We start from the raw sequence: 24419 nt of genomic DNA, 5'->3' as shown, positions 1-24419 counted from the left end.
TTGACGTGCACATCGAGGATCCGCGAGGGCACCAACCGCTGCTGCGGCTCGGAGTAGCGCGGCTCGACGGCGAACTGCTCCTGGAACCGCGGCAGGAGCTTGTACTGCATCGACGGGTGCACGTACGGCGCGATGAGCTCGTGGAACGCCCTCGTTCCCGCAGCGGAGAACTCCAGCCGCGCGATGTTGCGCTCGCCCCGCACGGCCAGGGAGACGTCGAGAGCGTAGGTGTCGCGCAGGTACTCGACGAGGCGTTGCCTGCTGCCCTCGCTCATCGCCTCGACGCAGATCTGGCTGCGCCCGCTGCCGCCCCGGGCGCGCTCATGCGCCCCGTCCGACCGCAGTTGGAACGTGCCGTCGTCCATGTACCACACGGCCAGCGCCAATGGTCCGAGCGTTTTCAGGTAGTCCCACGAGAGGTGCTTCTTGCCGTCGCCGAAGGAGACGGCCTCGTGGATCTCGTGCAGCTCGGGAAGCGGGGTGAAGTCGGCGAAGGCAGCCCCTTGCTCGTTGCTCGTGCGTGCACAGGAGACGTTGCCGAGCAGCTCGCACTTCCAGTCGAGGTAGTCGTGCTGCTGGCCCCCGTGGCCCATCCGGAAGCGGACCCCGTCCCGGTCGCGCCGGTTCGGCGACAGGTTCCCATCCCCCATGAGGGCGCCGAGCACGACCTGCCACTGCTGCTCGTTGAGCAGGTGCTCCTCCGCGGTCAGCACGCGGTCACCGGCGCCGAGTTCACCGGCGTGTCGCCACCCGCCCGGAGTGCGGATGAGGTGGTTCTCGGTCGCGGCGAACTGCGAGCGCCCGTTGCCACCGGAGCGCGCGACGGTGAACTGGAGGAACTCGTCGGCCGGACCGTTGTCGAACCAGTTCACGACCTTGCGCGGGACGATCCGGTCCGCCTCGGGGTCGTAGGACAGGACCTCGACGTCCCTCTTCTGGTCAACGATCTTGCCGATCTCCTCCTGCGAGCCGTCTGCGAGCGTGACGCGGGTGGAGTAGTTGAAGCACCCGAACATCACGCCGACCTTCTCGCGCAGCTGGTTGATGAAGATCGCCGTGGTCTTGGCGCTGTACAGCGCCGAGGTGAGCTTGCGCAGCGCCTGGCTCATCAGCCGCGCCTGCAGGCCCACGTGGCTGTCGCCCATCTCGCCCTCGATCTCGGCCTTGGGCACGAGCGCGGCCACCGAGTCGATGACGATGGCGTCCAGCGCGCCGGAGCGGATCAGCATGTCCGCGATCTCCAGCGCCTGCTCGCCGGTGTCGGGCTGGGCCACCAGCAGCGAGTCGGTGTCCACGCCGATGGCCTTGGCGTAGTCCGGGTCGAGCGCGTGCTCGGCGTCGATGAAGGCCGCGGTGCCCCCCTGCTGCTGGGCCCCGGCCACCGCGTGCAGCGCCACCGAGGTCTTCCCGCTGCTCTCCGGGCCGAAGACCTCCACGATCCGCCCCCGCGGCAGCCCGCCGGTGCCCAGAGCCACGTCCAGCGAGATCGAGCCGGTGGGGATGACCTCGACGGGAGCCCGCGTCCCCTCGCCGAGGCGCATCACCGAGCCCTTGCCGTACTGCTTGTCGATCTGCGCGAGAGCCAGCTCCAGCGCCTTGTTCTTGTCCTGGTTCTTGTCCGCCTTGTCGGCTGCCATCGGGGTCCACCTCGGGGTACGTCAGGTCCGTTCGTCGCCACGCTAAGCGGAGGGACCGACACCGCAGTCCGTCGGGCGCTACCGGCGCGGTTGTCCCACACCCCCATCGTAGGCGAAACTCTGTTCGATCACCTGGCCGACACACCCTCGCTGTCACCTGTTCGTGCCACAGTGGCGATCACCCCCGTCAGCGCGGACACTCAGCAGTGTCGCGCCCGCCTTCGGCGTCCCGCGCTGAACGTCCCGCACTGGGGCGGGCGCGCAGCCTGGGCGCGGGCGCGCAGCGAACCCACCGCGCACCCGAGGAGGTGCCGACCATGCGGATGGATCGTTATCTGCCAGCAGACCACCCGTTGAGCCGAATCTACCGGGTCGGTTCCGCGATCTTCGGAGCCGGACTGGCGATCTTCGGAGCGCTCGGGCTGTCGAACAGCGTCCCGCTGTTCACCACCCGCGGCATCGACGTCCTCGGCCTGTCCAGCAACGGGCTCCTGGCGCTGATCTCCGTGGTGGTCGGCGTCGTCCTGGTGGGCGCCGCGGCCTGGGGCGGTCTCGTGGCCTCCACCACCACGACGACCATCGGGGGGCTGTTCTTCCTGTCCGGGCTGGTCAACCTCGGCCTGATCAACACCCCGTGGAACGTGCTGGCGTTCCGCTTCGAGAACGTGGTGTTCAGCTTCGTCGCCGGGTTGCTGCTGGTCTTCCTCGGCTCCTACGGGCGGATCAGCGGCGGGCTGCCGGAGGACAACCCGTTCGTGCGCTACCGCCACCACGAACCGCCCACGGACGAGGTGCCGGAGCAGCGCGCCGCGGACGAACGACGCGTCGAGGAGCTCGCCCCGCTGGCGCGCGCCGAGATCGCCTTCGCCGAGGGGCACCCCACGCCGGAGCAGGACCGGCTCGTGCGCGCCCGGGCGCGGGAGCACCAGCGCGCGGAGCGGCAGCGGGCCTACGCGCACCACGCCTCGCACGGGCGCAGCCCGGAGCGGCAGATCAGCGCGCAGAACCCGTGGGCCGACTACTCCGAACCGGAGCACCCGGAGGTTCCGCCGCGGTGACCTGACCGCACCGCCGGTAACCGCCGGTCCAGCGGCTACCGGCGGGCCGCGGGCACGCCGAACTCCTCGCACACCGCGTTCCAGACCTCCTTCGGCGGCGTCCCGGCCTCGATCGCCTCGTCGACGGTGCGCCCCCCGAGCGAGGTCAGCACGTGGTCGCGCACGAGCATGTCGGCGCGGAGCTCGCCGAACTCGGCGGTCATCCGCTCGCGGAACAAGGTGTGACGCATCGCCGACCAGCTTACGGGTGCTTCGTACGCTGGAGGCATGGTGCTGCTGCTCGCCCAGGCCGATCCCACCGGCCTGACCACGCCGCTCGGCAAGCTCGTCATCGGGGCGGGCCTGCTCGTCGTCGTGGTGCTCGCCGTGAAGTTCCTGTGGGATCAGCGCAACCGCTGACGCCCGACACGCCGCGCACCGCACGCGCGTCCCCGGTGCGGTGTCGGTCCCGTGCGCCAGCATGGGGGCATGGACGACGTGCTGGAGGCGTTCTCCCCCGCCACGCAGGAGTGGTTCCGCGGAGCGTTCGCCGCTCCCACGCGCGCCCAGCACGGCGCGTGGAGCACCATCGCGGCCGGCGAGCACACCCTGGTCGTCGCCCCGACCGGTTCGGGCAAGACGCTGGCGGCGTTCCTGTCGAGCCTGGACCGGCTCGCGGCCACCGGCCCGCCGCAGGACCCGCAGCACCGCTGCCGCGTGCTCTACGTGTCACCGATGAAGGCGCTCGCGGCGGACATCGAGCGGAACCTGCGCTCGCCGCTGGCGGGGATGCGCCAGGCCGCGCAGCGCCGCGGGGAGGAGCCCCCGGACATCACCGTGGGGGTGCGCACCGGGGACACGCCCTCCGAGGCCCGCCGCTCGTTCGCCCGCAAACCGCAGGACGTGCTGGTGACGACCCCCGAATCGCTGTTCCTGCTGCTGACTTCCGCGGCGCGGGAGGCGCTGCGCGGTGTGCAGACGGTGATCCTCGACGAGGTGCACGCCGTCGCGGGCACGAAGCGCGGGGCGCACCTGGCGCTGTCGCTGGAGCGGCTGGACGCGCTGCTGCCGCGACCGGCGCAGCGGATCGGCCTGTCGGCGACGGTCCGCCCGGTCGACGAGGTCCGCACGTACCTGGCAGGCGGGCGCCCGGTGCGCCTGGTGCAGCCGGAGCACCCCAAGCAGGTCGAGGTGCGGGTGGAGGTGCCGGTTCCGGACATGGCCGAGCTGAGCGGCGCGGAGGGGCCCACCGGGGCGGGGCGGCCTGCTGCGGCCTCGGCGGCGGGGGCGGACCGGCACGCCTCGATCTGGCCGTCGGTGCGGGAGCGCGTGCTCGAGCTCGTGCGGCAGCACCGGTCGACGATCGTGTTCGCCAACTCGCGCCGGCTGGCCGAACGCCTCACCGCGGGGCTCAACGAGCTCGCAGCCGAGCAGGAGGGGGACGAGCCCGCGGTGGCCGAGTTCCCGGCCGCGGCTCCGGGCGCGTCCGGGGTGACCGCGGGCAGCGACCGCGCTGTGGCGCGGGCGCACCACGGGTCGATGTCCCGGGAGCAGCGCTCGCAGGTGGAGGACGAGCTCAAGTCCGGCTCGCTGGCCTGCGTGGTGGCCACCTCCTCGCTGGAGCTGGGCATCGACATGGGCGCGGTCGACCTGGTGATCCAGGTGGAGACGCCGCCGAGCGTGGCCTCCGGGTTGCAGCGCATCGGGCGGGCGGGGCACCACGTGGACGCGGCTTCGCACGGGGTGGTGTTCCCCAAGTTCCGCGGGGACCTCATCGGCTGCGCGGTGGTCGGCGAGCGGATGGCCGAGGGGCTCATCGAGGAGCTCTCCTACCCGCGCAACCCGCTGGACGTGCTGGCCCAGCAGGTCGTGGCGATGGTGGCGATGGCGGACTGGGGGCTCGCCGAGCTGGCCGGTGTGGTGCGCAGGGCCGCGCCGTTCGCGGGGTTGCCGGATTCCGCGCTGCGCGCGGTGCTGGACATGCTCGCGGGCCGCTATCCGAGCGAGGAGTTCGGCGATCTGCGGGCGCGTCTGGTGTGGGACCGGGTCGACGAGGAGCTGCGGGCCCGCCCCGGGGCGCAGCGGCTGGCCGTCACCTCCGGGGGCACGATCCCGGACCGGGGGCTGTTCCTCGTGACGACACCGGGTGAGGGGGACGGTCGCGGCGGCACGCGCGTGGGCGAGCTCGACGAGGAGATGGTCTACGAGTCGCGCGTCGGGGACACGTTCCTGTTGGGGACCTCGGCGTGGCGGGTGGAGGACATCACCCACGACCGGGTCGTGGTCGTGCCCGCCCCCGGGCAGGCGGCGCGGATGCCGTTCTGGCGCGGGGACTCGCCGGGGCGCCCGCTGGAGCTGGGGCGCGCGCTGGGGGCCTTCGTCCGGGAGCTGGCTTCCGCGGAGGAGGACGCGGCGCGCGAGCGCATCGCCGCGGCCGGGCTGGACAAGTGGGCGCAGGACAACCTGCTCTCCTACGTGGCCGATCAGCGGCAGGCGACGCGGCACGTGCCGGACGACCGCACCGTGGTGGTCGAGCGGTTCCGCGATGAGCTGGGCGACTGGCGGCTGGTGGTGCACTCGCCGTTCGGCGCGCCGGTGAACGATCCGTGGGCGCTGCTCATCGGCGCGCGGCTGCGCGAGCGCCGCGGGGTCGACGCCCAGGTGGTCGCCTCCGACGACGGCATCGTGCTGCGGATGGCCGACGCGTGGGACGAGTCCGGCGGCGAGGTGGTGCCCACCGCCGAGGACGTGCTGTTCGATCCGGACGAGGTGCGGCAGGCCGTCACCGACGAGGTCGGCGGTTCGGCGCTGTTCGCCGCGCGGTTCCGGGAGTGCGCCGCGCGCGCGTTGCTGCTGCCGCGGCGCGATCCCGGGCGGCGAACCCCGCTGTGGCAGCAGCGCCAGCGGGCGGCGCAGCTGCTGTCCGTGGCCTCGCGGTACGAGGAGTTCCCGATCGTGCTGGAGGCGATGCGGGAGTGCTTGCAGGACGTCTACGACGTGCCCGGGCTGAGCGAGGTCATGCGGGACGTGGCGGCGCGGCGGACCCGGGCGGTCGAGGTGGAGACGCCGAGCCCGTCACCGTTCGCGCGGAACCTGCTGTTCGGCTACGTGGGGATGTTCCTGTACGAGTCGGACGCGCCGCTGGCGGAACGCCGGTCGGCCGCGTTGAGCCTGGACTCCACACTGCTGAGCGAGCTCCTGGGGTCCGAGGCGCTGCGCGAGCTGCTCGATCCGGACGTGGTCGTCGAGGTGGAGCAGCGGCTGCAGCGGCTCAGCGAGGAGCGTCGCGCCTTCGACGTCGAGTCCACGATGGACGTGCTGGCCTCGCTCGGTGATCTGTCCACGCGGGAGGCCGAGCAGCGGGGCGTCCGGGCGGAGTGGTTGGAACAGCTGCAGGCGCAGCACCGGGTGCTGCACGTGCGCATCGCCGGAGAACCGCGGTGGATCCCCATCGAGGACGCGGGCAGGGTGCGCGACGCCCTCGGGGTGGCGCTGCCCGTGGGAGTGCCGGAGGCGTTCACCGAACCGTCCGCGCACCCGCTCGCTGAGCTGCTGATCCGCCACGCCCGGTGCCGCGGGCCGTTCACCGCCGAGTCCGCGGCTCAGCGCTTCGGCCTCGGCGTCAGCGTGGTGCACAGCGTGCTCGACCAGTTGACGGCCGGCGGCCGACTCGTCAACGGCGAACTGCGCCCCCTGCAGGCGGGTGGTGGGGGCACGCTCGAGTACTGCGACAGCGAGGTGCTGCGGCGGCTGCGACGAGCCTCGCTGGCGCGTCTGCGGGCCGAGGTCGAACCCGTCGACCAGCGCGCCCTGGTCCGGTTCCTGCCGTCGTGGCACGGCATCGGCGCGCAGCAGCGGCACGCGCCGACCGCCGAGGACACCTACGCGGTCGTCGAACAGCTCGCCGGTGTTCCGGTCCCCGCCAGCGCCCTGGAGTCGTTGCTCCTGCCGGCCCGGCTGCCCGGGTACCGGCCGGCGCTGTTGGACGAGCTGACCTCGACCGGCGAAGTGACCTGGGTCGGATCCGGGGCGCTGTCCGGCGGGGACGGCTGGATCGCGGTGGCGCCGACGGATGTGGCGGACCTGCTGCTGCCGGACCTGCCGGAGGAGCCGCTCGACGCACCGCTGCAGCAGGCGGTGCAGACGGCGTTGGCGGGAGGTGCGTTGTTCTTCCGGCAGCTGGCCGACCGCGTCGGGCAGGAGCAGGTGGCCCGTGGGGAACCTGCGCCCTCTGACGAGGAGGTCACCACGGCGCTGTGGGACCTGGTGTGGGCGGGGCGGATCACCAATGACACCCTCTCTCCGCTGCGGGCGAGCCTCGGCGGCGGGACGGCGAAGCACCGCCCCCGGCGTTCCGCTCCGCGCGGGCGGTACGCGGGCCTGCGGGCGGGGCGCCCGAACATGCCGAGTCGGACCGGTCCGCCCACAGTGTCCGGACGGTGGTCTCTCGCGCCACTGCCCAGCGAGGACGCCACGCGGCGGGCACATGCGCGCACCGAGTCGTTCCTCGAGCGGCACGGGGTGCTCACGCGGGGCGCGCTGGACATCGAGCGCCACACCGGCGGGTTCTCCGCCGTGTACAAAGTGCTGCGCACGATGGAGGAGTCGGGCCACTGCCGGCGCGGTTACGTCGTCGAGGGACTCGGTGCCGCGCAGTTCGCCGTGCCGGGGGCGATCGACCGCCTGCGTTCCTTCTCCACCTCCGAGGACTCCGCGGAGAGCGAGGACGCGGCCCTCGTGCTCGCCGCGGCCGACCCGGCGCAGCCGTTCGGTGCTGCGCTGGACTGGCCCGAACCGCGAAGCGAGACGCGGCACCGCCCGGGTCGCAAAGCCGGCGCACTCGTGGTGCTGGTCGCGGGGCAGGCCGTGTTCTACCTGGAACGTGGTGGGCGGTCGCTGCTGTCGTTCACCACGGACGAGTCGCTCCTGCGCGCGGGGGCGACCGGCCTGGCGAAGGCGGTCCAGCACGGGTGGTTGGAGCAGGTGACGGTGCGCCGCACCGATGGCGAGGGGGTTTGGGGAACGCGGTTGGCCGAGCTGCTCACCGAGGCCGGGTTCCGCGTCACGCCGAAGGGGTTGCGGTTGCGCTCCTGACGTCGAACTGCTCTCGGCTCCGGGATTCCGGAGAGCGCCCCGGATCGGACCCGTGACCGGCACAGCGCACCGGCGCGGCGTTCAGGAGCGGTCCTGGTCAGGACACGCCGTGCGTGGACAGCCGGAGAAGCCCCCACAGCTGAGCCGTGGCCCGCACGTCCCCGGCGATGGTCACCGCCCGGTCCGGCAGGCGTCCCCACAACCACAGGTAGACACGATCCGGATCACCCGTGACCACCGCATCCGCACCACGTGGGCACTCCCGTGGTGGCCACAGCGCGACACCGCGCTCATCCGCGCAGGCCATCCAACTGTTGCCCGGGGTGCGCACGTGCACCGCGCAGGGGTGCGTACCGGCCATGCCGAGCACGGGCAGCCGGTGGGCGAACCACAGCCGCAGCACCTCGTCGATGCCGTCCTCGGCGATCGCGGTGGGCACGGGACCGTGTCCTTCACCGGTGGCCGACTCCACGTCGACGCGCCCGAGGAGCGTGGCATGGGTCAGCCGCCGCAGCCAGAAGCGGACCGTGCCGTCCGCGGGCCACCAGGTGGAGCACGATTCCCACGGCGAGCGGGTCCCGAATTCGGCCAGCAGCGCCGCCAAGCGGTCGACGAACCGCTCCACCGGGGCGGCCACGTCCGTGCGCCCAGGGGTGACCTGCTCCGGGGTGGCCTGCGCTGATGCGGTCCGCTGCCGCGTGTCCAACCGGCCCAGTGCTGCGTCGTACTCGCCGACCAGGTGCCGGACCGTCTCACCGGCCGTTCTCCCGGAAGCCCCGGAGACCGGTGCCTCCTCCCGGCACCGCCGCGCGCTGTCGGCGAAGGCGCGCCCCTCCTTGCCGAGGGTTTCACGCAGCCCCTCGGGGGTGGGAGCGCGCGCCGCGCACGACAGCGGGCCCAGCCGGTCCGTGCTCTCAGCGCGCCGTGCGGACCCGGTGCATCCGTCCCCGCCCCGCCCGGGCGGTAGAAGGCCCTCCTTCGCCCCCGCGTGCGCGTGCCCCGGGCTCACGACAGCACCTCCAGCAGGCTGCGCTCGGCGACGGCGAGGAACTCACCCGAGCGGAGCTGCAGCTCCTCGGCTTCCTCCCCGGAGATGCGGGCCCCCGCTTCCACCGCGGCCCTGCGCTCCGAGCGCGCGGCGAAGTAGCCGGCCCACTCGCGCAGCTCGGGGACCGCCTCGGTCAGCAGCGACCACACGCTGGCGGGTTTCGCGCTCGTGCGGTACCGGGAGCGCGCCAGGACCAGCGCCGTCGCCGCGCGGAACGCAGCGATGTGCGCCTCCACGTACCGCTGCTCGGCGGTCTCGGCGTCCTGGGCGAGTTCGCAGCAGCTGCGCGCTTGGGCGAGCAGGGACAGCGGCCCCGAGGGGCACGCGGCGTGCCGCGGTGCGCCCACCGGCCGTTCGGAATTCCGCTGCACGGGGATCAGCGGCGGTTGGGTGGCGGATTCGAGCGATGACGCCATGACAGACCTCCAGACGGATACTCCTGCTCACGGACTTCGACTCGCGAAGGAGGCGCCGGCTCACGAAGGAAGCACCGACTCGCGAAGAAAGCCGTTCGAATGTCCGTTCGACATGTTCGACTGTAGATCTCCGCCGACCGCGGTTCAAGGCGTTTTCGATCGCCAGTTCGAGTGAGTGTTCGACTGCCCGTTCGAACGGCACCCGGTTCGAGCTGACGCGGGCGGAAGCGCACCGCGCCCCGGTTCTCCCCACCCGGCGGCGCTCCCCACGCGGCGGCGAGAAGCGCTAGTGTGCGGGCCGTGACCGCCGCACCATCCCCACGCTGCGCCAGGCTCGCGGAGTTCTCCGCGCACGACCTCCGCGCCCGGCTGGCCGAAGCGCTGTCGCTGTACATCGCCGCGATGAACTACCCCGAGGCCACGGCCCAGCAGCGCGCCCCGATGTGGACCGCGCACATGCTGCGCCCCGGCTGGCGCTGCATCGGTGCGGTCAGCGACGAGGACGAGCTCGTCGGCATCGGCTACGGCTACCTCGGCACCCCCGGCCAGTGGTGGCACGAGCAGGTGCGCCGGGGGATGGTGCACGCGGGGCTCTCCCCGGAGGGGTGGCTCGACGACTACTTCGAGCTCACCGAGCTGCACGTGCGCCCGGACTGGCAGGGCTCCGGACTCGGCGAGGACGTCGCCCGCCGGCTGCTGTCCCCCGCGCCCGCGGCGGCGGTGCTGCTGTCCACCCCGGAGGGACCGACGCGCGCGTGGCGGCTGTACCGGCGCATGGGGTTCCAGGACGTGCTGCGCCAGCACCGGTTCGCCGGGGACCCGCGGCCCTTCGCCGTGCTCGGCCGCTCGCTGCCGTGCGAGGACGCCGAGCAGTAGCACCGCACCCGCCGGTGCGCCCAGGCGAGCTGGCGGAGCACCAGCGGTGGGCCAGCGGGTGGTCCGCGGCCCCGCCCGCGGCGGGAGCCCGCACCGGACGGCGCTCGCGCGAGTCCCGCCGCGGTGGCCCGGCGCGCGGTGTCCCCGCCGCCCGGTGGCGCCGGATCAGATCCGCGCGAGCTGCTCGCGCAACGTGTCCAGCCCCATCGGCCCGAGCTCGAGCGCCCGGCGGTGGAACTCCTTGCGGCTGAAGGACGCCCCGTGGCGCTGGTGCGCCTCGTCCCGGGCGGCGCGCCACAACCGCTCCCCGAGCTTGTACGAGGGGGCCTGCCCCGGCCAACCCAAGTAGCGGTCGACCTCGTCGCGGACGTGCTCCGGATCGGCCACGGTGCGCTGCAGCAGGAACTCCCGACCGAGCTCGGGCGTCCAGTGCTCCCCCTCGTGGAACCCGGTCCCGCGGGGGATCTCCAGCTCCAGGTGCATGCCGATGTCCACGACCACCCGGGCGGCGCGGAACAGCTGCTCGTTGAGCATGCCCAGCAGGTACGCCGGGTCCTGCAGGTAACCGAGCTCGCGCATGAGCCGCTCGGCGTACAGCGCCCACCCCTCGCCGTGGGCCGAGACGAAGCACGCCAGCCGCTGGAACCTGTTGAGCCGCTGCGCCTCGTGCACCGCCGTGCCCACCTGCAGGTGGTGCCCCGGAACGCCTTCGTGGTAGACGACCGGGACTTCGCGCCACACCGGGAACTCGGTGCGGTCCTGCGGGAGCGACCACCACATCCGCCCGGGGCGCTGGAAGTCCTCGGTGGGGCCGGTGTAGTACGCCCCGACCCCGCCGCCCGGCGGCGCGATGCGGCACTCGAGGGTGCGCAGCGGTTCCGGGATGTCGAACTCCACGCCGGCCAGCTCGCCGATCGCCGTGTCGGCGAGCTGCTGCATCCAGTCCCGCAGCGCGTCCTGCCCGCGGATCCGGTAGCGCTCGTCCTCGTCGAGCGCACGCGCGACCTCGGCGACCGAGGAGCCGCTGCTGATGCCGTCGACCAGCTCGCGCATCTCCCGCTCGAGCGCGGTGAACTCGGCCCAACCCCACTCGTAGGCCTCGCGCAGGTCGAGGCGCGCCCCGAGGAAGTACCGCGACCACAACCGGTAGCGCTGCTCGCCGACCGCGTCCTTGGCCGGCGCCTGCGGCAGCAGCTCGGTGCGGAGGAACTCGGCCAGGTCCCCGTAGGCGCCGGCGGCGAGCTCCGCGCCGCGCTCGAGTTCCCGGTGCAGCGCGGGCTCCTGCTGCCCGGCGCGGTTGATCATCGCGGCGAAGAAGGACTCCGAACCGTCCTTGCCGGACCAGGTGTCGCACTGCTCGGCGACCCGGCGGACCTGGCGCGCCGCGGCCACGTCACCCCCGCGGGCCGCCTCGCGCAGGCTCGCGCACAACCCTCCGACGGCCTCGGGCATCGCCGCGAGCCGCCGCGCGATGGTGCGCCACTGCTCCGGGGTGTCCCCGGGCATGAGGTCGAAGACCTGGCGCAGGTCCTGCACGGGGCTGGCGATCACGTTCAGCGCGGACATGTCCGCGCCGGACTCGTGCAGTTCGACGTCCAGGCCGACGCGCTCCCGGAACACGGCCTGCGCCACGCGTTCGCCCTCCTCGCGCGGTTCGGCGCCGCTGACGCGGGCGAGCGCGCGCTTGGCGAGGTCGGCGCGGGCGCGGTGGCCGTCCGGGGAGTAGTCGGTGAGCCTGTCCTCGCCACCGGAGATGCCGAGCGCGGTGCCCGCGATCGGGTCGAGCGCCACCAGATCCGCCACGTACTGGTCACTCTCGGCATGGATGCCGTCACGATCAACTGCCATGCGGACACGCTACCGCGCGGCGGCGCCGCGAGCCCGGTCTTCTCCGCCGCGGGTGCGAGCGCTTCGCCGGAATGCTCCCGCGCTGGGCACCGGGGTTCACCGGCGCGTGGCGAGCACCCGGCGAAGCCGGCGGCCTCGTGCCACTCTCAGTTCCGTGGACACCACGAACCGCCGCCGGCGTCCGCGGGGTGCGCGCACCGCGCTGCTCGTGGCGCTGCTCGTCGCGGCGACCGTCGCGCTCACCGGCTGCCTGCACCTGAGCGCGTCGATCAACATCACCGACGACGACCGCGTTTCCGGCGAACTGCGCGTTTCCACGCGAACGGCCGCCGGGCAGGAACCGTTCCGGGTGGAGCCGCCGCCGCACCTGGCCGACCGGGTGACCGTCGAGCCCTACACCACCGAGGGGCGGCAGGGATCGCACCTGTCCTTCCACGACCTGACCTTCCACGAGGTCGAGACCCTCGCCAAGGAGCTGAGCCCGAGCGAATCGCGCTACGAGGTCACGCTGCGGCGGAACGGCACGCTCGTCGACGCCAACGCGCGGGTGGACCTGACCCCGCTGGCCAACACCAACTCCTCGGTGCTCGTGCGGATCAGCGCGCCGGGGCAGATCACCAACAGCAACGGGCAGGAGAGCGCGGGAACGGTGACCTGGAACCTCGAGCCCGGCGAGGTCACGCACATGGCGGTGACCTACCAGTACTCGAGCTCGGCCGTCGGGCCGTGGACGTTCTGGGCCGCGGCCGTGGGGCTGGGCACGCTGGGCGTGGCGGTGCTCGTCGGACTGCTGGCGCTGCGGACGCACCTGCACACCCGCGTCTCCCCGGAGGGAGCCGCTGGTGCGGTACCGGAATCGCGGTCGTGACTCCGAGCGGTCGCGCAGCGCAGCGGGTTCGGCGCTGCTCCGGACCGCCCCCGCCGACCGCGTGACGCGCGTATCGCGGAGGATGGAACCGTGTCCGTCCCCCGCACCGAACCCGTCCCCGACGGCCCGCCGCGCGGCGTCGGCTACGACGACGACCTGCCCGAGCACGTGCACCGCGCGCTGACCGACTACCTGCAGCGGCGCGTGCGCGAGGTGGCCGAGTTCAGCGAGGCCTTCCGGGACGCCGCCGCCGAGCTGGACGGCTTCGTCCTCGGCGGTGGGAAGCGCCTGCGGCCCACGTTCGCCTGGTGGGGGTGGCGCGCCGTCGGCGGTGCGGCGCGCGGACCCGCCGCTGCGGCGATGCTGCGGGCCGCCAGCTCCCTCGAACTGCTGCAGGCGTGCGCGCTCGTGCACGACGACCTCATCGACGACTCCGACACGCGGCGCGGCAACCCGACGGTGCACCGGGCGTTCGCGCGCCACCACCGGGAGGCTGAGCACGCCGGGCGGCCCGAGCAGTTCGGGATGACCGCCGCGGTGCTGCTCGGTGACCTGGCGCTGACCTGGTCCGACGACATGTTCTTCGACGCCGGCCTGGAGACCGGTGCGCTGCGCCGCGGCATGCGCCCGTGGCAGGCGATGCGCACGGAGGTGCTCGGCGGGCAGTACCTGGACGTGCTGGGCCAGGCCGGCGAGGACGAGTCCGCCGCGGCCGCGCTGCGCGTGTGCGCGCTCAAGTCGGCCTCGTACACGGTGCAGCGGCCGCTGGAGCTGGGCGCGGAGATCGCCGGCGGCACCCCGGAGGCGGTGGCGGCGCTGCGCCGCTTCGGTTCCGACATCGGCGTGGCCTTCCAACTGCGCGACGACCTGCTCGGGGTCTTCGGCGACCCCGCGGTGACCGGCAAACCCGCCGGGGACGACCTCCGCGAGGGCAAGCGGACCGTGCTCGTGGCCGAAGCGTTCGACCAGGCGCGGCAGCGCGGTGACACCGCCGCTGCGGAGGAGCTGCGCTCCGCGCTCGGCGACCCGGAGCTGACCGGGGCCGGCGTGCGGCGCGTGCGGGAGCTGCTGCACCGCGTCGGAGCCGACGCGGCGGTGGAGCGGCGGATCAGCGAGCTCACGGGTTCGGCGATGCACGCCCTGCGCAGCGCCGACCTGGCTGAGCCCGCCGCGACCCGGTTGGCGGAACTGGCGGTGACGGTCACCGATCGGGCCCGGTGACGCGCGTGCGCGCGGTGGCCGGTCCGACCGACCGGGTGGTGGTCATCGGCGCCGGGCTCGCCGGCCTGGCGGCGGCGCTGCACCTGGCCGGGGCCGGCCGGGAGGTCACCGTGGTGGAGCGCGCCGCGGTCCCCGGCGGCCGGGCCGGGCGGGAGGAGCGCGGCGGTTACCGCATCGACACCGGACCGACCGTGGTGACGATGCCGGAGCTGCTCGACGAAGCGCTGGCCGCGGTGGGCGACTCGCTGCGCGAGCGGGTGGAGCTGGTGCCGCTGCACCCCGCCTACCGGGCGCGGTTCGCCGACGGCAGCGCCCTCGACGTGCACAGCGACGCCGAAGCGATGGAGGAGGAGGTGCGGCGGTTCGCCGGACCTCGCGAGGCGCGCGGGTACCGGCGGCTGCGCCGCTGGCTGACCGCGATGTACCGGGCGGAGCGGGACCGGTTCATCGACGCGAACTTCGACTCGGCGGCCGACCTGCTGCGGCCGGAGCTGGCCCGCGTCGCCTGGCTGGGCGGGTTCGGACGGCTCGAGCGCGCCGTGCGGCGCTTCCTGTCCGATCCGCGCGTGGTGCGCGTGTTCTCGTTCCAGGCGCTCTACGCGGGGTTGAGCCCGCAGCGGGCGCTGGCGCTGTACTCGGCGATCCCCTACATGGACACGGTGGGCGGCGTGTGGTTCCCCCGCGGCGGGACACACGCCCTGCCGCGGGCCCTGGCCGAGGCGGCTGCCGGAGCGGGGGTGCGGTTCCGGTTCGGCGAGGAGGTCACCGGGCTGGAGCGCCGGGGCGCTCGGGTCGCGGCGCTGCGCACCACGACCGGCCGCCTGCCCGCCGACGCCGTGGTCAGCACCGCCGACCTGCCGGAGACGTGGCGGCTGCTGGGAGGGGCGCCGCGGCGCGAGCCCACCTGGGCGCACTCGGCCGTGGTGTGGCACGTGGGCAGCGGCGCCCCGCTGACGGACGCGCACCACACGATCTCGTTCGGCGCGGCGTGGTCGGGCACGTTCGCGGAGCTGAGCCGCGGGCGGCTCATGAGCGATCCCTCGCTGCTGGTGACGCGGCCGACGGCCACCGATGCGGCGCTCGCCCCCGCAGGCCGCGAGCTGCAGTACGTGCTCGCGCCGTGCCCGAACCTGCGGAGCGGTGCGATCGACTGGGACCGCGTCGGCCCCGCCTACCGGGACGAGCTGGCGGGAGCGCTGCGGCGCCGCGGGTTCCTCGCGGACGGCGACGAACCCGAGACCCTGTCGCTGGTGACCCCGGCGGACTGGGCCGCGCGGGGGTTCGCGGCGGGCACCCCGTTCTCCGCGGCGCACACGTTCGCGCAGACCGGTCCGTTCCGGCAGCGCAACCTGGCGCACGGGTGGGACAACGTCGTGCTCGCCGGTTCCGGCACGACGCCCGGCGTCGGCGTGCCCCCTGTGCTGCTGTCCGGCAAGCACGCGGCGCAGCGGATCACCGGGCAGAGCAGCACCGGCGGCTGACCGGCGCGGCCGGCACCCGGGCTGCGGTGCAGCCGCGGTGGTGCTCCCCCGCGCGGGAGCGGGCACGTCGCCCACACCCGCGCGGGGCTGTTCCGACTTCACCGCAGCGCCACCGGCCCGCACCACCGGGGCGGAGCCGGGGCGGAGCGCTCAGAAGCCCATGGCCTGGGCCCGCCTCTTGACCTCGCGTCCCCGGTTCTCGCACAGCGCCTGGATGGGGCTGCCGGGGAGGGTGTCGTCCTCGGTGAACAGCCACCGCAAGATCTCGTCGGGGTGGTACCCGGCGTCGCTGAGCAACGTGATCGTGCCGGGGAGCCCCTTGACGATGCCGTCCTCGGTGAGGAAAGCGGCCGGGACGCTCAGCTCGCCGTCGCGGCGCATGGCGAGCAGCTGACCCTCGCGGATCAACTGGTGCACCCGGGTGACCGGTCGGTTGAATCGCTTCGCCACTTCGGGGATCGGGATGAGCTCCACCTCGGGAGCGAGTACATCCGGAGCTGCAGGAATCGCACTCACGTGAACCACGATGCCACACCGCCCCCGAACCTGCGTTGCACCGGACGGGCTACACCGCGGGCCACCCCTCCTGGATCGTGGCACCGGACACGGACCGGTGAACCGCGCCGCCTACGATCGATCCCGTGATCGGAGAGCAGACCGGTTCCGCGTGCCGCGGCGCAGGTGCACAGCGTCCGTCGTGCCCTGGCTCACCTGCCACAATCGGCCGGACACGACGACTCGGGTTGGCGACACATGGCTTCTGAAGCAGATTCCGGCCGCAACGGGTCCGCGTCGTTGCTCGGCTCCCTGCTGGAAGGCCGGTACCGGGTGGACGAGGTGCTCGCGCGCGGCGGCATGTCCACCGTCTACACCGGTGTGGACACGCGCCTGGACCGCCCCGTGGCGATCAAGGTGATGGACTCCCAGCACTCCGGGGACCGCTCCTTCGTGGAACGCTTCGAGCGGGAAGCGCGCACCGCGGCCCGGCTCGACCACCCGAACATCGTCGCCGTCTACGACCAGGGCGTGGACCGCAGCCCCGCGGGCGACCACGTGTTCCTGGTGATGCAGCTGGTGCGCGGCTGCACCCTGCGCGACCTCATCCAGCAGCACGGCCGCCTGTCGCTGCCGGTGGCGCTGAGCGTGCTGGAACCGGTGCTGTCCGCCCTGGGCGCGGCGCACCAGGCGGGCATGGTGCACCGCGACGTGAAGCCGGAGAACGTGCTGATCGGCACGGACGGGACCGTGCACGTGGCCGACTTCGGCCTGGTGCGGGCCGCCGCCTCCGCGGGCACCACCAGCGGCGGCGTCATCCTCGGCACGGTCGCCTACCTCTCGCCCGAGCAGGTCACCACCGGCGACGCGGACCCGCGCAGCGACGTGTACGCGGCCGGGGTGGTGCTCCACGAGATGCTCACCGGCCAGCCGCCGTACGTCGCCGACAACGCGCTGTCGGTCGCCTACCGGCACGTCAACGAGGACATGCCCCCGCCGGGGGAACAACTGCCCGACCTGCCACCGGCGGTGGACGCGCTGGCCGTGCGCGCCACCCGGCGCGATGCCGCGGAGCGGCCGGCCGACGCGGAGGCCTTCCGCACCGAGCTGGTCCGGCTGCGCCAGGACCTGGGCATCGCCCCGGTGCCCGTGCCGGTGCCCACCGATGCCGAGCGCACCGAGCGGATGGCCCCGGCCGGACCGCCGCTGCGGGAGACGCGCGCCTACCACCCGGGGGCGGCGGACTCCCCCGGCCCGCGCGGGACGCGGGCGCTGTCCCGCCCGGCGCAGGAGGTGGGCGCGGACGCCGCGGACACGCGGGAGATCGCCGCGGTGGAGACCGGCCGCCGGCGCTGGCGCCGCAGCGGACTGCTGTGGGCCCTCGGGGTGCTGGTGCTGGTCGGCCTGCTCGGCGCCGGCGCGTTCTACCTCGGGGCGCGGCAACAGGTCGACGTGCCGCACGTGGCCGGCCAGCCGGAGCAGCAGGCCACCACCACCCTCCGCGAGGCGGGGCTGCAGCCGGAGGTCACGCGGGAGCACAACGACGACACAGCGGAAGGCCTCGTGCTGCGCACCTCGCCGGAAGCCGGCTCGCGGGCCTCCGAGGGCGGTTCGGTGCGGGTCGTGGTCTCGCTGGGCAAACCGCAGGTACCGGAGATCGCACCGGGAACGAGCGTGACCGACGCGGAAAGCGCGCTGCGCGACGCGCAGCTGCGTCCGCAGCGGGCCGGCGAGGAGTACCACCGCACGGTTCCCGAGGGGCACGTCATCCGCGTGGATCCGCAGCCCGGCACGCGGCTGCCCTCCAGTTCCCAGGTGCAGCTCGTGGTCAGCAGGGGTCCGCGCCCGGTGCCGGTCCCGGACGTGTCGGGGGCCGCCCAGCAGGAGGCCTTCCAGGCGCTGCAGCAGGCCGGGTTCACGCCGTACGTGGCGGGCGAGGAGTTCAACGGCGACGTGGCGGGCGGTCACGTCATCCGCACCGACCCCGAGGGCGGCACGACCGCGCAGCAGTCGGGCGAGGCGCGCGTCGGCGTGGTGGTGTCCAACGCCGTGTCGGTGCCGAACTTCAACGGCAAGTCGGTGCAGCAGGCACAGCAGATGGCGGCCGAGGCGGGTCTGCAGCTGAAGGTGCGCAGCCTCTTCGACCGCGAGGGCGGGCTCGTGCTGGGACAGCTGCCCATGGCCGGGCAGCGCGTGGAACCCGGCTCGACCGTCTCGGTCAACGCGTTCTGACCGTCCGCGGAGCGCTCGCGGCGGCCACCGGTGTGTGACGTTGCTCGCGTCCCGGTGGTCGCCCGCGCCTGCGCGTCTCGCTGACCAGGCCGAACCCGATCTCGGCACGAACCGGGGCCACGCGGGCGTACCGCCGATGCCCCCATGATCGGGACGATATGGAACTATGGGGCACGCCATGGCCCCGATGAACTCCCCGACGCCGTTCCCCGAAGCCGCCGAGCCCCCGCCCCGCACCTCCCCGCTGCGGTGGCACGACCTGCTCCGCGGCCCCCTTCCGCTGCGCACGATCGCCCTGGGCGCGGCGGGCTCGCTGCTGGTGCTGCTGGGCTCGCTCGGAGCAGGTGGCACGCTCATGCGCGATCCGGTCCTCGGCGACGGGCCGCTGTCGCTGATCCGGTACGGGCACGGCCGGGAGCTCGCCCTCGCGGTCACCTACCTCGGTTTCGCGGTGCTGCTGTGGGCGTGGATCCGCCTCGGACGCGGGGTGCTGGCACACCTGGTGCCGGCCCGCGGCGTGCTGCTCGCCGGGGCCGCGTGGATGGCTCCGCTGCTCATCGCCCCGCCCCTGTTCACCCGGGACGTGTACAGCTACCTCGGCCAGGGGCTGCTGGTCGTGCACGGCCTCGATCCGTACGCCCTCGGTCCCGCCGTGCTCAACGGGCCGATCCCGGAGAACGTGCACCCCACCTGGCACACGACGCCCGCGCCGTACGGGCCGCTGTTCATCGCGATCTCCACGGTCATGGCCTGGGCCGTCGGCGAGCACGTGCTCGTGGGCGTGATCGCGTTCCGGTTGCTGGTGCTGCTCGGGCTGGTGCTGTTCGCGGCCGTGCTGCCGGGGCTGGTGCGCCACCTCGGCGGACGCCTGCCCGTGGCGCTGTGGATCGCGGTGGCCAGCCCGCTGACCGTCACGCAGCTCGTCGGGGGGCCGCACAACGACCTGCTCGTGGTCGGACTGCTCGCCGCGGGAGCACTGCTGGCGCTGCGCGGCTTCCACGTCAGCGCGGTGGCGGTGGTGACGGTGGCCATGGCGATCAAGGCGACCGCCGGGGTGCTGCTGCCGTTCCTCGTGTGGATCTGGGCCAGCAACCGCGAAGGCCCCCTGGGGTGGCGGTTCCTGCGCTCGGTGGTGCCGGCGCTGGGCGTCTTCGGAGCCGTGTTCGGCGCGTGCATGGCCGTCGCCGGTGTCGGGTTCGGCTGGCTGCCCGCCCTGTCCGCGCCCAGCATCATCGTCAACTACCTGTCGGTGCCCACCGGAGTCGGCCAGGCCGTGCACGGTCTCGTCTCGCTGTTCGCCGACGTCCCCGGCGCCGTGTTCATCGAAACCGGTCGCGCCCTCGGCATGCTCGCCCTGGCCGGAGTCCTCGTGCACCAGTGGTGGCAGGCCCGCAACGGCGGTGCCGAGGCGATCCGCCGCGCGGCGATCGCCCTGTGCGCGGCGGCGCTGCTCGGCCCGACCGTGCTGCCGTGGTACCTCAGCTGGTCGATGGCCCTGGCCTGCGCGCTGCCGTGGTCCAAGCGGGCGCTGACGGTCCTCGTGGGCGGGCAGGTGGTGCTCGTCCTCGCCTACTACCCCGATGGCGAGCAGGGGATGTTCAACTGGCCGTACATGGCCGGAGTGGTCGCGCTGGCGCTGCTGGCGGCCGCCTCCCTCCTCCGGTTCGACCCGCTGAACCTGCACGGGCCGCGTCCGGCGCGCGGCGACGCGAGCGCACCGGACGACGCGCACCCGGAGGCCGGCATCGCGCTCGACGAACCGGCCACCGCGGGGGCGGGCGAGCACACCGACCGGAGCTCACGGCGCGGCTGAGGCGCCGCGGCCGGGCCGGAGCCGCCCCCGCCCGGGAACGGAGCCGCCCGAGAACTCGCGGCGTGCTGCCGGCCGCGCAGGGAACACGCACGCGCGACGACCGCGCCCCGCAGGGGACGCGGTCCTCGCGCGCCGCTGCTCGGTCGGATCAGTTCCGCAGCATCTCCGCCACGAGGAACGCCAGCTCCAGCGACTGCTGGGTGTTCAGCCGCGGGTCGCAGGCGGTCTCGTACCGACCGCCGAGGTCGGTGTCGGAGATGTCCTGCGCCCCGCCGAGGCACTCGGTGACGTCCTCGCCGGTCAGCTCGATGTGCACGCCACCGGGATGGGTGCCCAGCTTGTGGTGCACCTCGAAGAAGCCCTGCACCTCGTCGACGACCCGGTCGAAGTGCCGCGTCTTGTAGCCGGTGCTGGACTCGTGGGTGTTGCCGTGCATCGGGTCGCACTGCCAGATCACGTCGTGCCCGGAGGCGCTGACCTTCTCCACGATGGCCGGGAGCACGTCGCGGACCTTGTCGTTGCCCATGCGGGTGACCAGCGTCAGCCGGCCCGCCTCGTGGTGCGGGTCGAGCCGCTCGACGTACTCCACGGCCTGCTCGGGCGTCGTGTCCGGGCCGATCTTCACGCCGATCGGGTTGGCCAGCAGCTCGGCGAAGGCGATGTGCGCGCCGTCGAGCTGCCGCGTCCGCTCCCCGACCCACAGGAAGTGGCCGGACAGGTCGTACAGCCGGGGCGTGCCGTCGCGGTTCTCCAGCCGCAGCATCGCCCGCTCGTAGTCGAGGACGAGCGCCTCGTGGCTGGCGTAGAACTCGACGGAGTGCAGGCTCGAGTCGTCGACGCCGCAAGCGGACATGAACCGCAGGGCGCGGTCGATCTCGGCGGCCACCGACTCGTAGCGCTCCCCCGCCGGGGAGTTGAGCACGAAGTCCTTGTTCCAGTCGTGCACCTTGGCCAGCGCGGCCATCCCGGCCCCGGTCAGCGCGCGGGAGAGGTTCATCGTCGCGCTCGCGTTGGCGTAGGCGCGGATGAGCCGGGACGGGTCGTGCTCGCGCGCCTTCTCGTCCGCGGCGAGCGAGTTGACCATGTCGCCGCGGTAGGCGGGCAGGCCGAGGGCGTCGGTGTCCTTAGACCGCGGCTTGGCGTACTGCCCGGCGAGCCGGCCGACCTTGACCACGGGCATGCTCGCGCCGTAGGTCAGCACCACGGCCATCTGCAGCAGCGTGCGAATGTTGCCGCGGATGTGCGGCTCCGTGTTGTCGGCGAAGGTCTCGGCGCAGTCACCCCCCTGCAGCAGGAACGCCTCACCGCGGGCCACGGCGGCGAGGTTGTCGCGCAGGCGGTCGACCTCGGATGCCACGGTGACCGGCGGTACGCTCTCCAACACCCGCCGGACCTGCTGGGCCTGCTCCGGGTCCGGCCATCGCGGCTGCTGCGCTGCGGGCCGGGCGAGCGCGTCGTCGAGACGCGCCCGCAGCTCCGGCGGCAGCGGCGGGAGGTCGGGGAGCTCGTCAACGGGTACGTCTACGGTCCAGTTCACGCACCCCAGAATAGGCGGCTCCGCCACGGATTTTTCACCCGGGAGAAGCGCGTCACACGTGGTGCGCTAACCGAACAGCACTTCGGCCTCGGCGTAGCGCTCCAGCGGCACGGTCTTGAGCGCAGCAGTCGCCTCGCGCAACGGGACGCGCACGACATCGGTGCCGCGCAGCGCGACCATGCTGCCGAACTCGCCGGCGGTGACCGCTTCGATCGCGTGCAGCCCGAACCGGGTGGCCAGCACGCGGTCGTAGGCCGTGGGCGGTCCGCCGCGCTGGGTGTGCCCGAGCACCACCGCGCGGGACTCGTGCCCGGTGGCCTCGGCGATCTCGTCGGCCAGCCACGTGCCCACGCCGCCGAGGCGGACGTGCCCGAACGCGTCCCGCTCGCCGGTCGCGAGCAGCTCCGCACCGCCTTCGGGGACCGCTCCCTCGGCCACGACGATGATCGGCGCGTACTCGCGCTCGAACCGCATCCGCACCCAGTCGCAGACCTTGGGCACGCTGAACGGCTGCTCGGGCACGAGGATCACGTTCGCACCGCCGGCGAGCCCGGAGTGCAGCGCGATCCAACCGGCGTGGCGGCCCATGACCTCGACGACGAGCGCGCGGTGGTGCGATTCGGCCGTGGTGCGCAGCCGGTCGATGGATTCGGTGGCGATGTGCACCGCCGTGTCGAAGCCGAAGGTGTAGTCGGTGGCGGCGAGGTCGTTGTCGATCGTCTTCGGCACGCCGACCACGGGCACTCCCTCGCGGCCGAGCCGCTCGGCCACGCCCAGCGTGTCCTCGCCGCCGATCGCCACCAGCGCGTCGATGCGTTCCCGCTCGAGCGTGCGCTGGAGGCGGGCGACCCCGTCGTCGAGCGCGTACGGGTTCGTGCGCGAGGAACCGAGGACGGTGCCGCCGCGGTCGAGGATGTGCTCGACGTCGTCGAGACCGAGGGGCTGCACCGCCCCCTCGAGCGTGCCCTGCCACCCGTTGCGGAATCCCACGATTTCGTGGCCGTACTCGGACACGCCGCGCCGCGTGACCGCGCGCAGCACGGCGTTCAACCCCGGGCAGTCACCGCCACCGGTGAGCACGCCCACCCGCATCCCAGTCGGCATCCGCGCCACCTCCTCCTGTCGAGCGATCCGAAAGCGGTGATGCAGATCTCACCGCGGAGGCGCCAGAGTGGCACGGCCTGGATCGGTGCAGCAAGCACTGTCGATCACTTGGGGTACCCGAGGAGCCGCCCCGTCTCCTCGATCACCTTCCAGCGGCGCAGGTTGTGCCGCGCGTCGGCCAGGGCGTCGTGCGCGTTGTCCGGCGGAGCGGGCAGCCGCGGCTTGCCGACGTCCTCCCAGCGCTGCCGCAGGTCGCGGGTGAACTTCGGGATCTGGGCCGGCAGCGCGGGCATCGGCCCCCACAACTGGGCCAGCGCGACGTGGTCGTAGGCGGCGTACCAGGCCCACAGCTCGACGTCGCCGGAACCGCCCCCGGTCACGAACCGGAAGAGGTCCTCGCGGATGCGGGCCCGCGAACACCACGCGGAGTCCGAGGGCGGCGGCAGCTGCGGCAGCACGTACCGCCGCACCCACGGGCCCGCGCGCCCCTCGTCGAACTCGGTGGACACCGCGTAGAACTCGCGTCCGGACTCGTCGACCACGCCGATCGACACCAGGTCGATGGTGTTCCCGTCCTCGATGAACTCGCAGTCGTAGAAAAACCTTCTAGCCAACGCTGATGGCCTGCACTTTCTCTCCGCTCCTCCCGGGAGTCGCCGGTGCGGCAGCACCGCTGCGGTGCCCGTCCCGGTCCTTCATGGTGAACCAGGCGCTCGGCGGACTGCGCAGCGCGTCCCGTCCAGCCCCCGCGGGACCCGAACCGCAGCGGCACCGGGGCGCACGCCCGGCCCGCTCCACCGGAGGACCCGACCGCCAGCAGACCCGGGCCACCCGGCGGCCCGGACCACCGAGCTCCGGACCACCGAGCTCCGGAACAGCAGCAGCCCCGGACAGCAGCCCCCGGAGCGCGGCGGCGTGCCGCTCAGCCGGCCTTGCGCTCCGGTCCGCTCCAGCCGGCGACCTCGCGCCCGCTGGCGGCCATCTCGTCCTTGACCTTGGCGGCGTAGACGTCGACGTAGCGCTGCCCGGACAGCTCCATCAGCGCGTACATGAGCTCATCGGTGATCGCCCGCTCGACGAAGCGGTCGCCGGCCATCCCGGCGTAGCGGGAGAAGTCCAGCGGCTCTCCCACGTGCACCCGCACCTTGCGCGGGTGCCACATCCGCGATCCCGGCGGGTTCACCCGGTCCGTGCCGTCCATGGCGACCGGGACGACCGGCACACCTGCTTCCAGCGCCATCCGGGCCACACCGGTCTTGCCCTTGTACAACCGGCCGTCCGGGGAGCGCGTGCCCTCCGGGTACACCCCGAGCAGGTGCCCCTCGCGCAGCAGCCGCACCCCGGTGTCCAGGGCGGCGCGCGCGGCTGCCCCGCTGGTCCGGTCGATGGGGACCTGGCCGACACCGGCGAAGAAGAACTTCTGCAGCTTGCCCTTCAGACCGCTTCCCGTGAAGTACTCGCGCTTGGCCAGGAACGTCACGCGCCGCGGCATCATCAGCGGCATGAAGAACGAGTCGGCGACCGCGAGGTGGTTGCTGACGAGGATCGCACCCCCCTGGGAGGGCACGTTCTCCGCACCTTCGACCGAAGGGCGGAACACGGTTCTGAGCAACGGACCCAGCAGGACGTGCTTCATCAACCAGTACAGCACCGTGCTGCCTTTCTAGCGCCGACGTACCCGGATCGTACCCGACGAAGCCCGCTGCACAGGA

Annotated in this window: 18 protein-coding genes and 2 pseudogenes; 9 read left to right on the top strand and 11 right to left on the bottom strand. The window is 73.4% G+C overall.

What is annotated here, in order from left to right; all coding sequences use genetic code 11:
- Window positions 1-161 precede the first annotated feature (161 nt).
- Both ACVGV0_RS06765 and recA read right to left on the bottom strand, forming a co-directional pair.
- Window positions 162-1016, bottom strand: a pseudogene (locus ACVGV0_RS06765) (LAGLIDADG endonuclease); the annotation flags it as partial.
- Window positions 1008-1637: pseudogene (gene recA / locus ACVGV0_RS06760) on the bottom strand (recombinase RecA); the annotation flags it as partial. The pseudogenes recA and ACVGV0_RS06765, both read right to left, overlap by 9 nt.
- Before the next feature lie 353 nt (window positions 1638-1990).
- Here recA and ACVGV0_RS06755 point away from each other — a divergent pair.
- Window positions 1991-2695, top strand: a complete 705-nt coding sequence (locus tag ACVGV0_RS06755; protein ID WP_459158999.1) for a DUF4383 domain-containing protein — start codon at window positions 1991-1993, stop codon at window positions 2693-2695.
- 35 nt (window positions 2696-2730) lie between these two features.
- Here the strand turns inward: ACVGV0_RS06755 and ACVGV0_RS06750 are convergent, their stop codons facing one another.
- Entirely contained in the window at window positions 2731-2925 is a 195-nt protein-coding gene (locus tag ACVGV0_RS06750) for a DUF3046 domain-containing protein (protein ID WP_459158998.1), read from the bottom strand.
- A gap of 37 nt (window positions 2926-2962) precedes the next feature.
- Between ACVGV0_RS06750 and ACVGV0_RS06745 the strand changes: the two genes are divergently transcribed.
- Both ACVGV0_RS06745 and ACVGV0_RS06740 read left to right on the top strand, forming a co-directional pair.
- Window positions 2963-3094 (top strand): hypothetical protein, encoded by a 132-nt coding sequence (locus tag ACVGV0_RS06745; RefSeq protein WP_459158997.1) that lies wholly within the window; start codon window positions 2963-2965, stop codon window positions 3092-3094.
- A 69-nt stretch (window positions 3095-3163) separates the two neighbouring features.
- Window positions 3164-7768: an ATP-dependent helicase gene (locus ACVGV0_RS06740; protein ID WP_459158996.1), complete on the top strand. Its 4605-nt coding sequence runs from the start codon at window positions 3164-3166 to the stop codon at window positions 7766-7768.
- Between the two features lie 97 nt (window positions 7769-7865).
- On the opposite strand, the gene ACVGV0_RS06735 is transcribed toward ACVGV0_RS06740, so the two are convergent.
- Together ACVGV0_RS06735 and ACVGV0_RS06730 are read right to left on the bottom strand one after the other, a co-directional pair.
- Window positions 7866-8777, bottom strand: coding sequence for a maleylpyruvate isomerase N-terminal domain-containing protein (locus tag ACVGV0_RS06735; RefSeq protein ID WP_459158995.1), 912 nt, complete (start codon window positions 8775-8777; stop codon window positions 7866-7868).
- A complete protein-coding gene (locus ACVGV0_RS06730) occupies window positions 8774-9232 on the bottom strand; it encodes an SAV_6107 family HEPN domain-containing protein (RefSeq protein ID WP_459158994.1) in 459 nt (152 codons plus the stop codon). Before ACVGV0_RS06730 ends, ACVGV0_RS06735 begins: the two co-directional genes overlap by 4 nt.
- A gap of 300 nt (window positions 9233-9532) precedes the next feature.
- On the opposite strand from ACVGV0_RS06730, the gene ACVGV0_RS06725 reads away from it, so the two are divergent.
- Window positions 9533-10108 carry a GNAT family N-acetyltransferase gene (locus tag ACVGV0_RS06725; protein WP_459158993.1) on the top strand — a complete coding sequence of 192 codons (576 nt, stop codon included), beginning with the start codon at window positions 9533-9535 and terminating at the stop codon, window positions 10106-10108.
- A 165-nt stretch (window positions 10109-10273) separates the two neighbouring features.
- Here ACVGV0_RS06725 and ACVGV0_RS06720 read toward each other — a convergent pair whose 3' ends face one another.
- Window positions 10274-11956: a DUF885 domain-containing protein gene (locus tag ACVGV0_RS06720; RefSeq protein ID WP_459158992.1), complete on the bottom strand. Its 1683-nt coding sequence runs from the start codon at window positions 11954-11956 to the stop codon at window positions 10274-10276.
- A 154-nt stretch (window positions 11957-12110) separates the two neighbouring features.
- Between ACVGV0_RS06720 and ACVGV0_RS06715 the strand changes: the two genes are divergently transcribed.
- The 3 genes from ACVGV0_RS06715 to crtI all read left to right on the top strand — a co-directional run bounded on the left by ACVGV0_RS06715 (window position 12111) and on the right by crtI (window position 15526).
- Window positions 12111-12824: a DUF3153 domain-containing protein gene (locus tag ACVGV0_RS06715; RefSeq protein ID WP_459158991.1), complete on the top strand. Its 714-nt coding sequence runs from the start codon at window positions 12111-12113 to the stop codon at window positions 12822-12824.
- Between the two features lie 90 nt (window positions 12825-12914).
- Complete coding sequence (locus tag ACVGV0_RS06710; RefSeq protein WP_459158990.1) at window positions 12915-14045, top strand: polyprenyl synthetase family protein; 1131 nt, start codon at window positions 12915-12917, stop codon at window positions 14043-14045.
- A gap of 5 nt (window positions 14046-14050) precedes the next feature.
- Complete coding sequence (gene crtI / locus ACVGV0_RS06705; protein WP_459159944.1) at window positions 14051-15526, top strand: phytoene desaturase family protein; 1476 nt, start codon at window positions 14051-14053, stop codon at window positions 15524-15526.
- Between the two features lie 150 nt (window positions 15527-15676).
- Here crtI and ACVGV0_RS06700 read toward each other — a convergent pair whose 3' ends face one another.
- Window positions 15677-16042, bottom strand: a complete 366-nt coding sequence (locus tag ACVGV0_RS06700) for an Rv2175c family DNA-binding protein (protein ID WP_459158989.1) — start codon at window positions 16040-16042, stop codon at window positions 15677-15679.
- Window positions 16043-16279: 237 nt separating this feature from the next.
- Between ACVGV0_RS06700 and pknB the strand changes: the two genes are divergently transcribed.
- Together pknB and mptB are read left to right on the top strand one after the other, a co-directional pair.
- Complete coding sequence (gene pknB, locus ACVGV0_RS06695; RefSeq protein WP_459158988.1) at window positions 16280-18253, top strand: Stk1 family PASTA domain-containing Ser/Thr kinase; 1974 nt, start codon at window positions 16280-16282, stop codon at window positions 18251-18253.
- A 187-nt stretch (window positions 18254-18440) separates the two neighbouring features.
- Window positions 18441-20066 (top strand): polyprenol phosphomannose-dependent alpha 1,6 mannosyltransferase MptB, encoded by a 1626-nt coding sequence (mptB, locus tag ACVGV0_RS06690; RefSeq protein ID WP_459158987.1) that lies wholly within the window; start codon window positions 18441-18443, stop codon window positions 20064-20066.
- 148 nt (window positions 20067-20214) lie between these two features.
- Here mptB and ACVGV0_RS06685 read toward each other — a convergent pair whose 3' ends face one another.
- From ACVGV0_RS06685 to ACVGV0_RS06670, 4 genes are all read right to left on the bottom strand, one after another.
- Window positions 20215-21615, bottom strand: coding sequence for a class II 3-deoxy-7-phosphoheptulonate synthase (locus ACVGV0_RS06685; RefSeq protein WP_459159943.1), 1401 nt, complete (start codon window positions 21613-21615; stop codon window positions 20215-20217).
- A 54-nt stretch (window positions 21616-21669) separates the two neighbouring features.
- Window positions 21670-22695, bottom strand: coding sequence for a 6-phosphofructokinase (locus ACVGV0_RS06680; RefSeq protein WP_459159942.1), 1026 nt, complete (start codon window positions 22693-22695; stop codon window positions 21670-21672).
- A gap of 116 nt (window positions 22696-22811) precedes the next feature.
- Window positions 22812-23321: a polyadenylate-specific 3'-exoribonuclease AS gene (locus tag ACVGV0_RS06675; protein ID WP_459158986.1), complete on the bottom strand. Its 510-nt coding sequence runs from the start codon at window positions 23319-23321 to the stop codon at window positions 22812-22814.
- A gap of 308 nt (window positions 23322-23629) precedes the next feature.
- Complete coding sequence (locus tag ACVGV0_RS06670; protein WP_459158985.1) at window positions 23630-24358, bottom strand: lysophospholipid acyltransferase family protein; 729 nt, start codon at window positions 24356-24358, stop codon at window positions 23630-23632.
- Window positions 24359-24419: the final 61 nt, after the last annotated feature.

This window comes from Salinifilum ghardaiensis (assembly GCF_054491345.1).
This window is presented reverse-complemented; position numbering and strand designations above follow the sequence as displayed.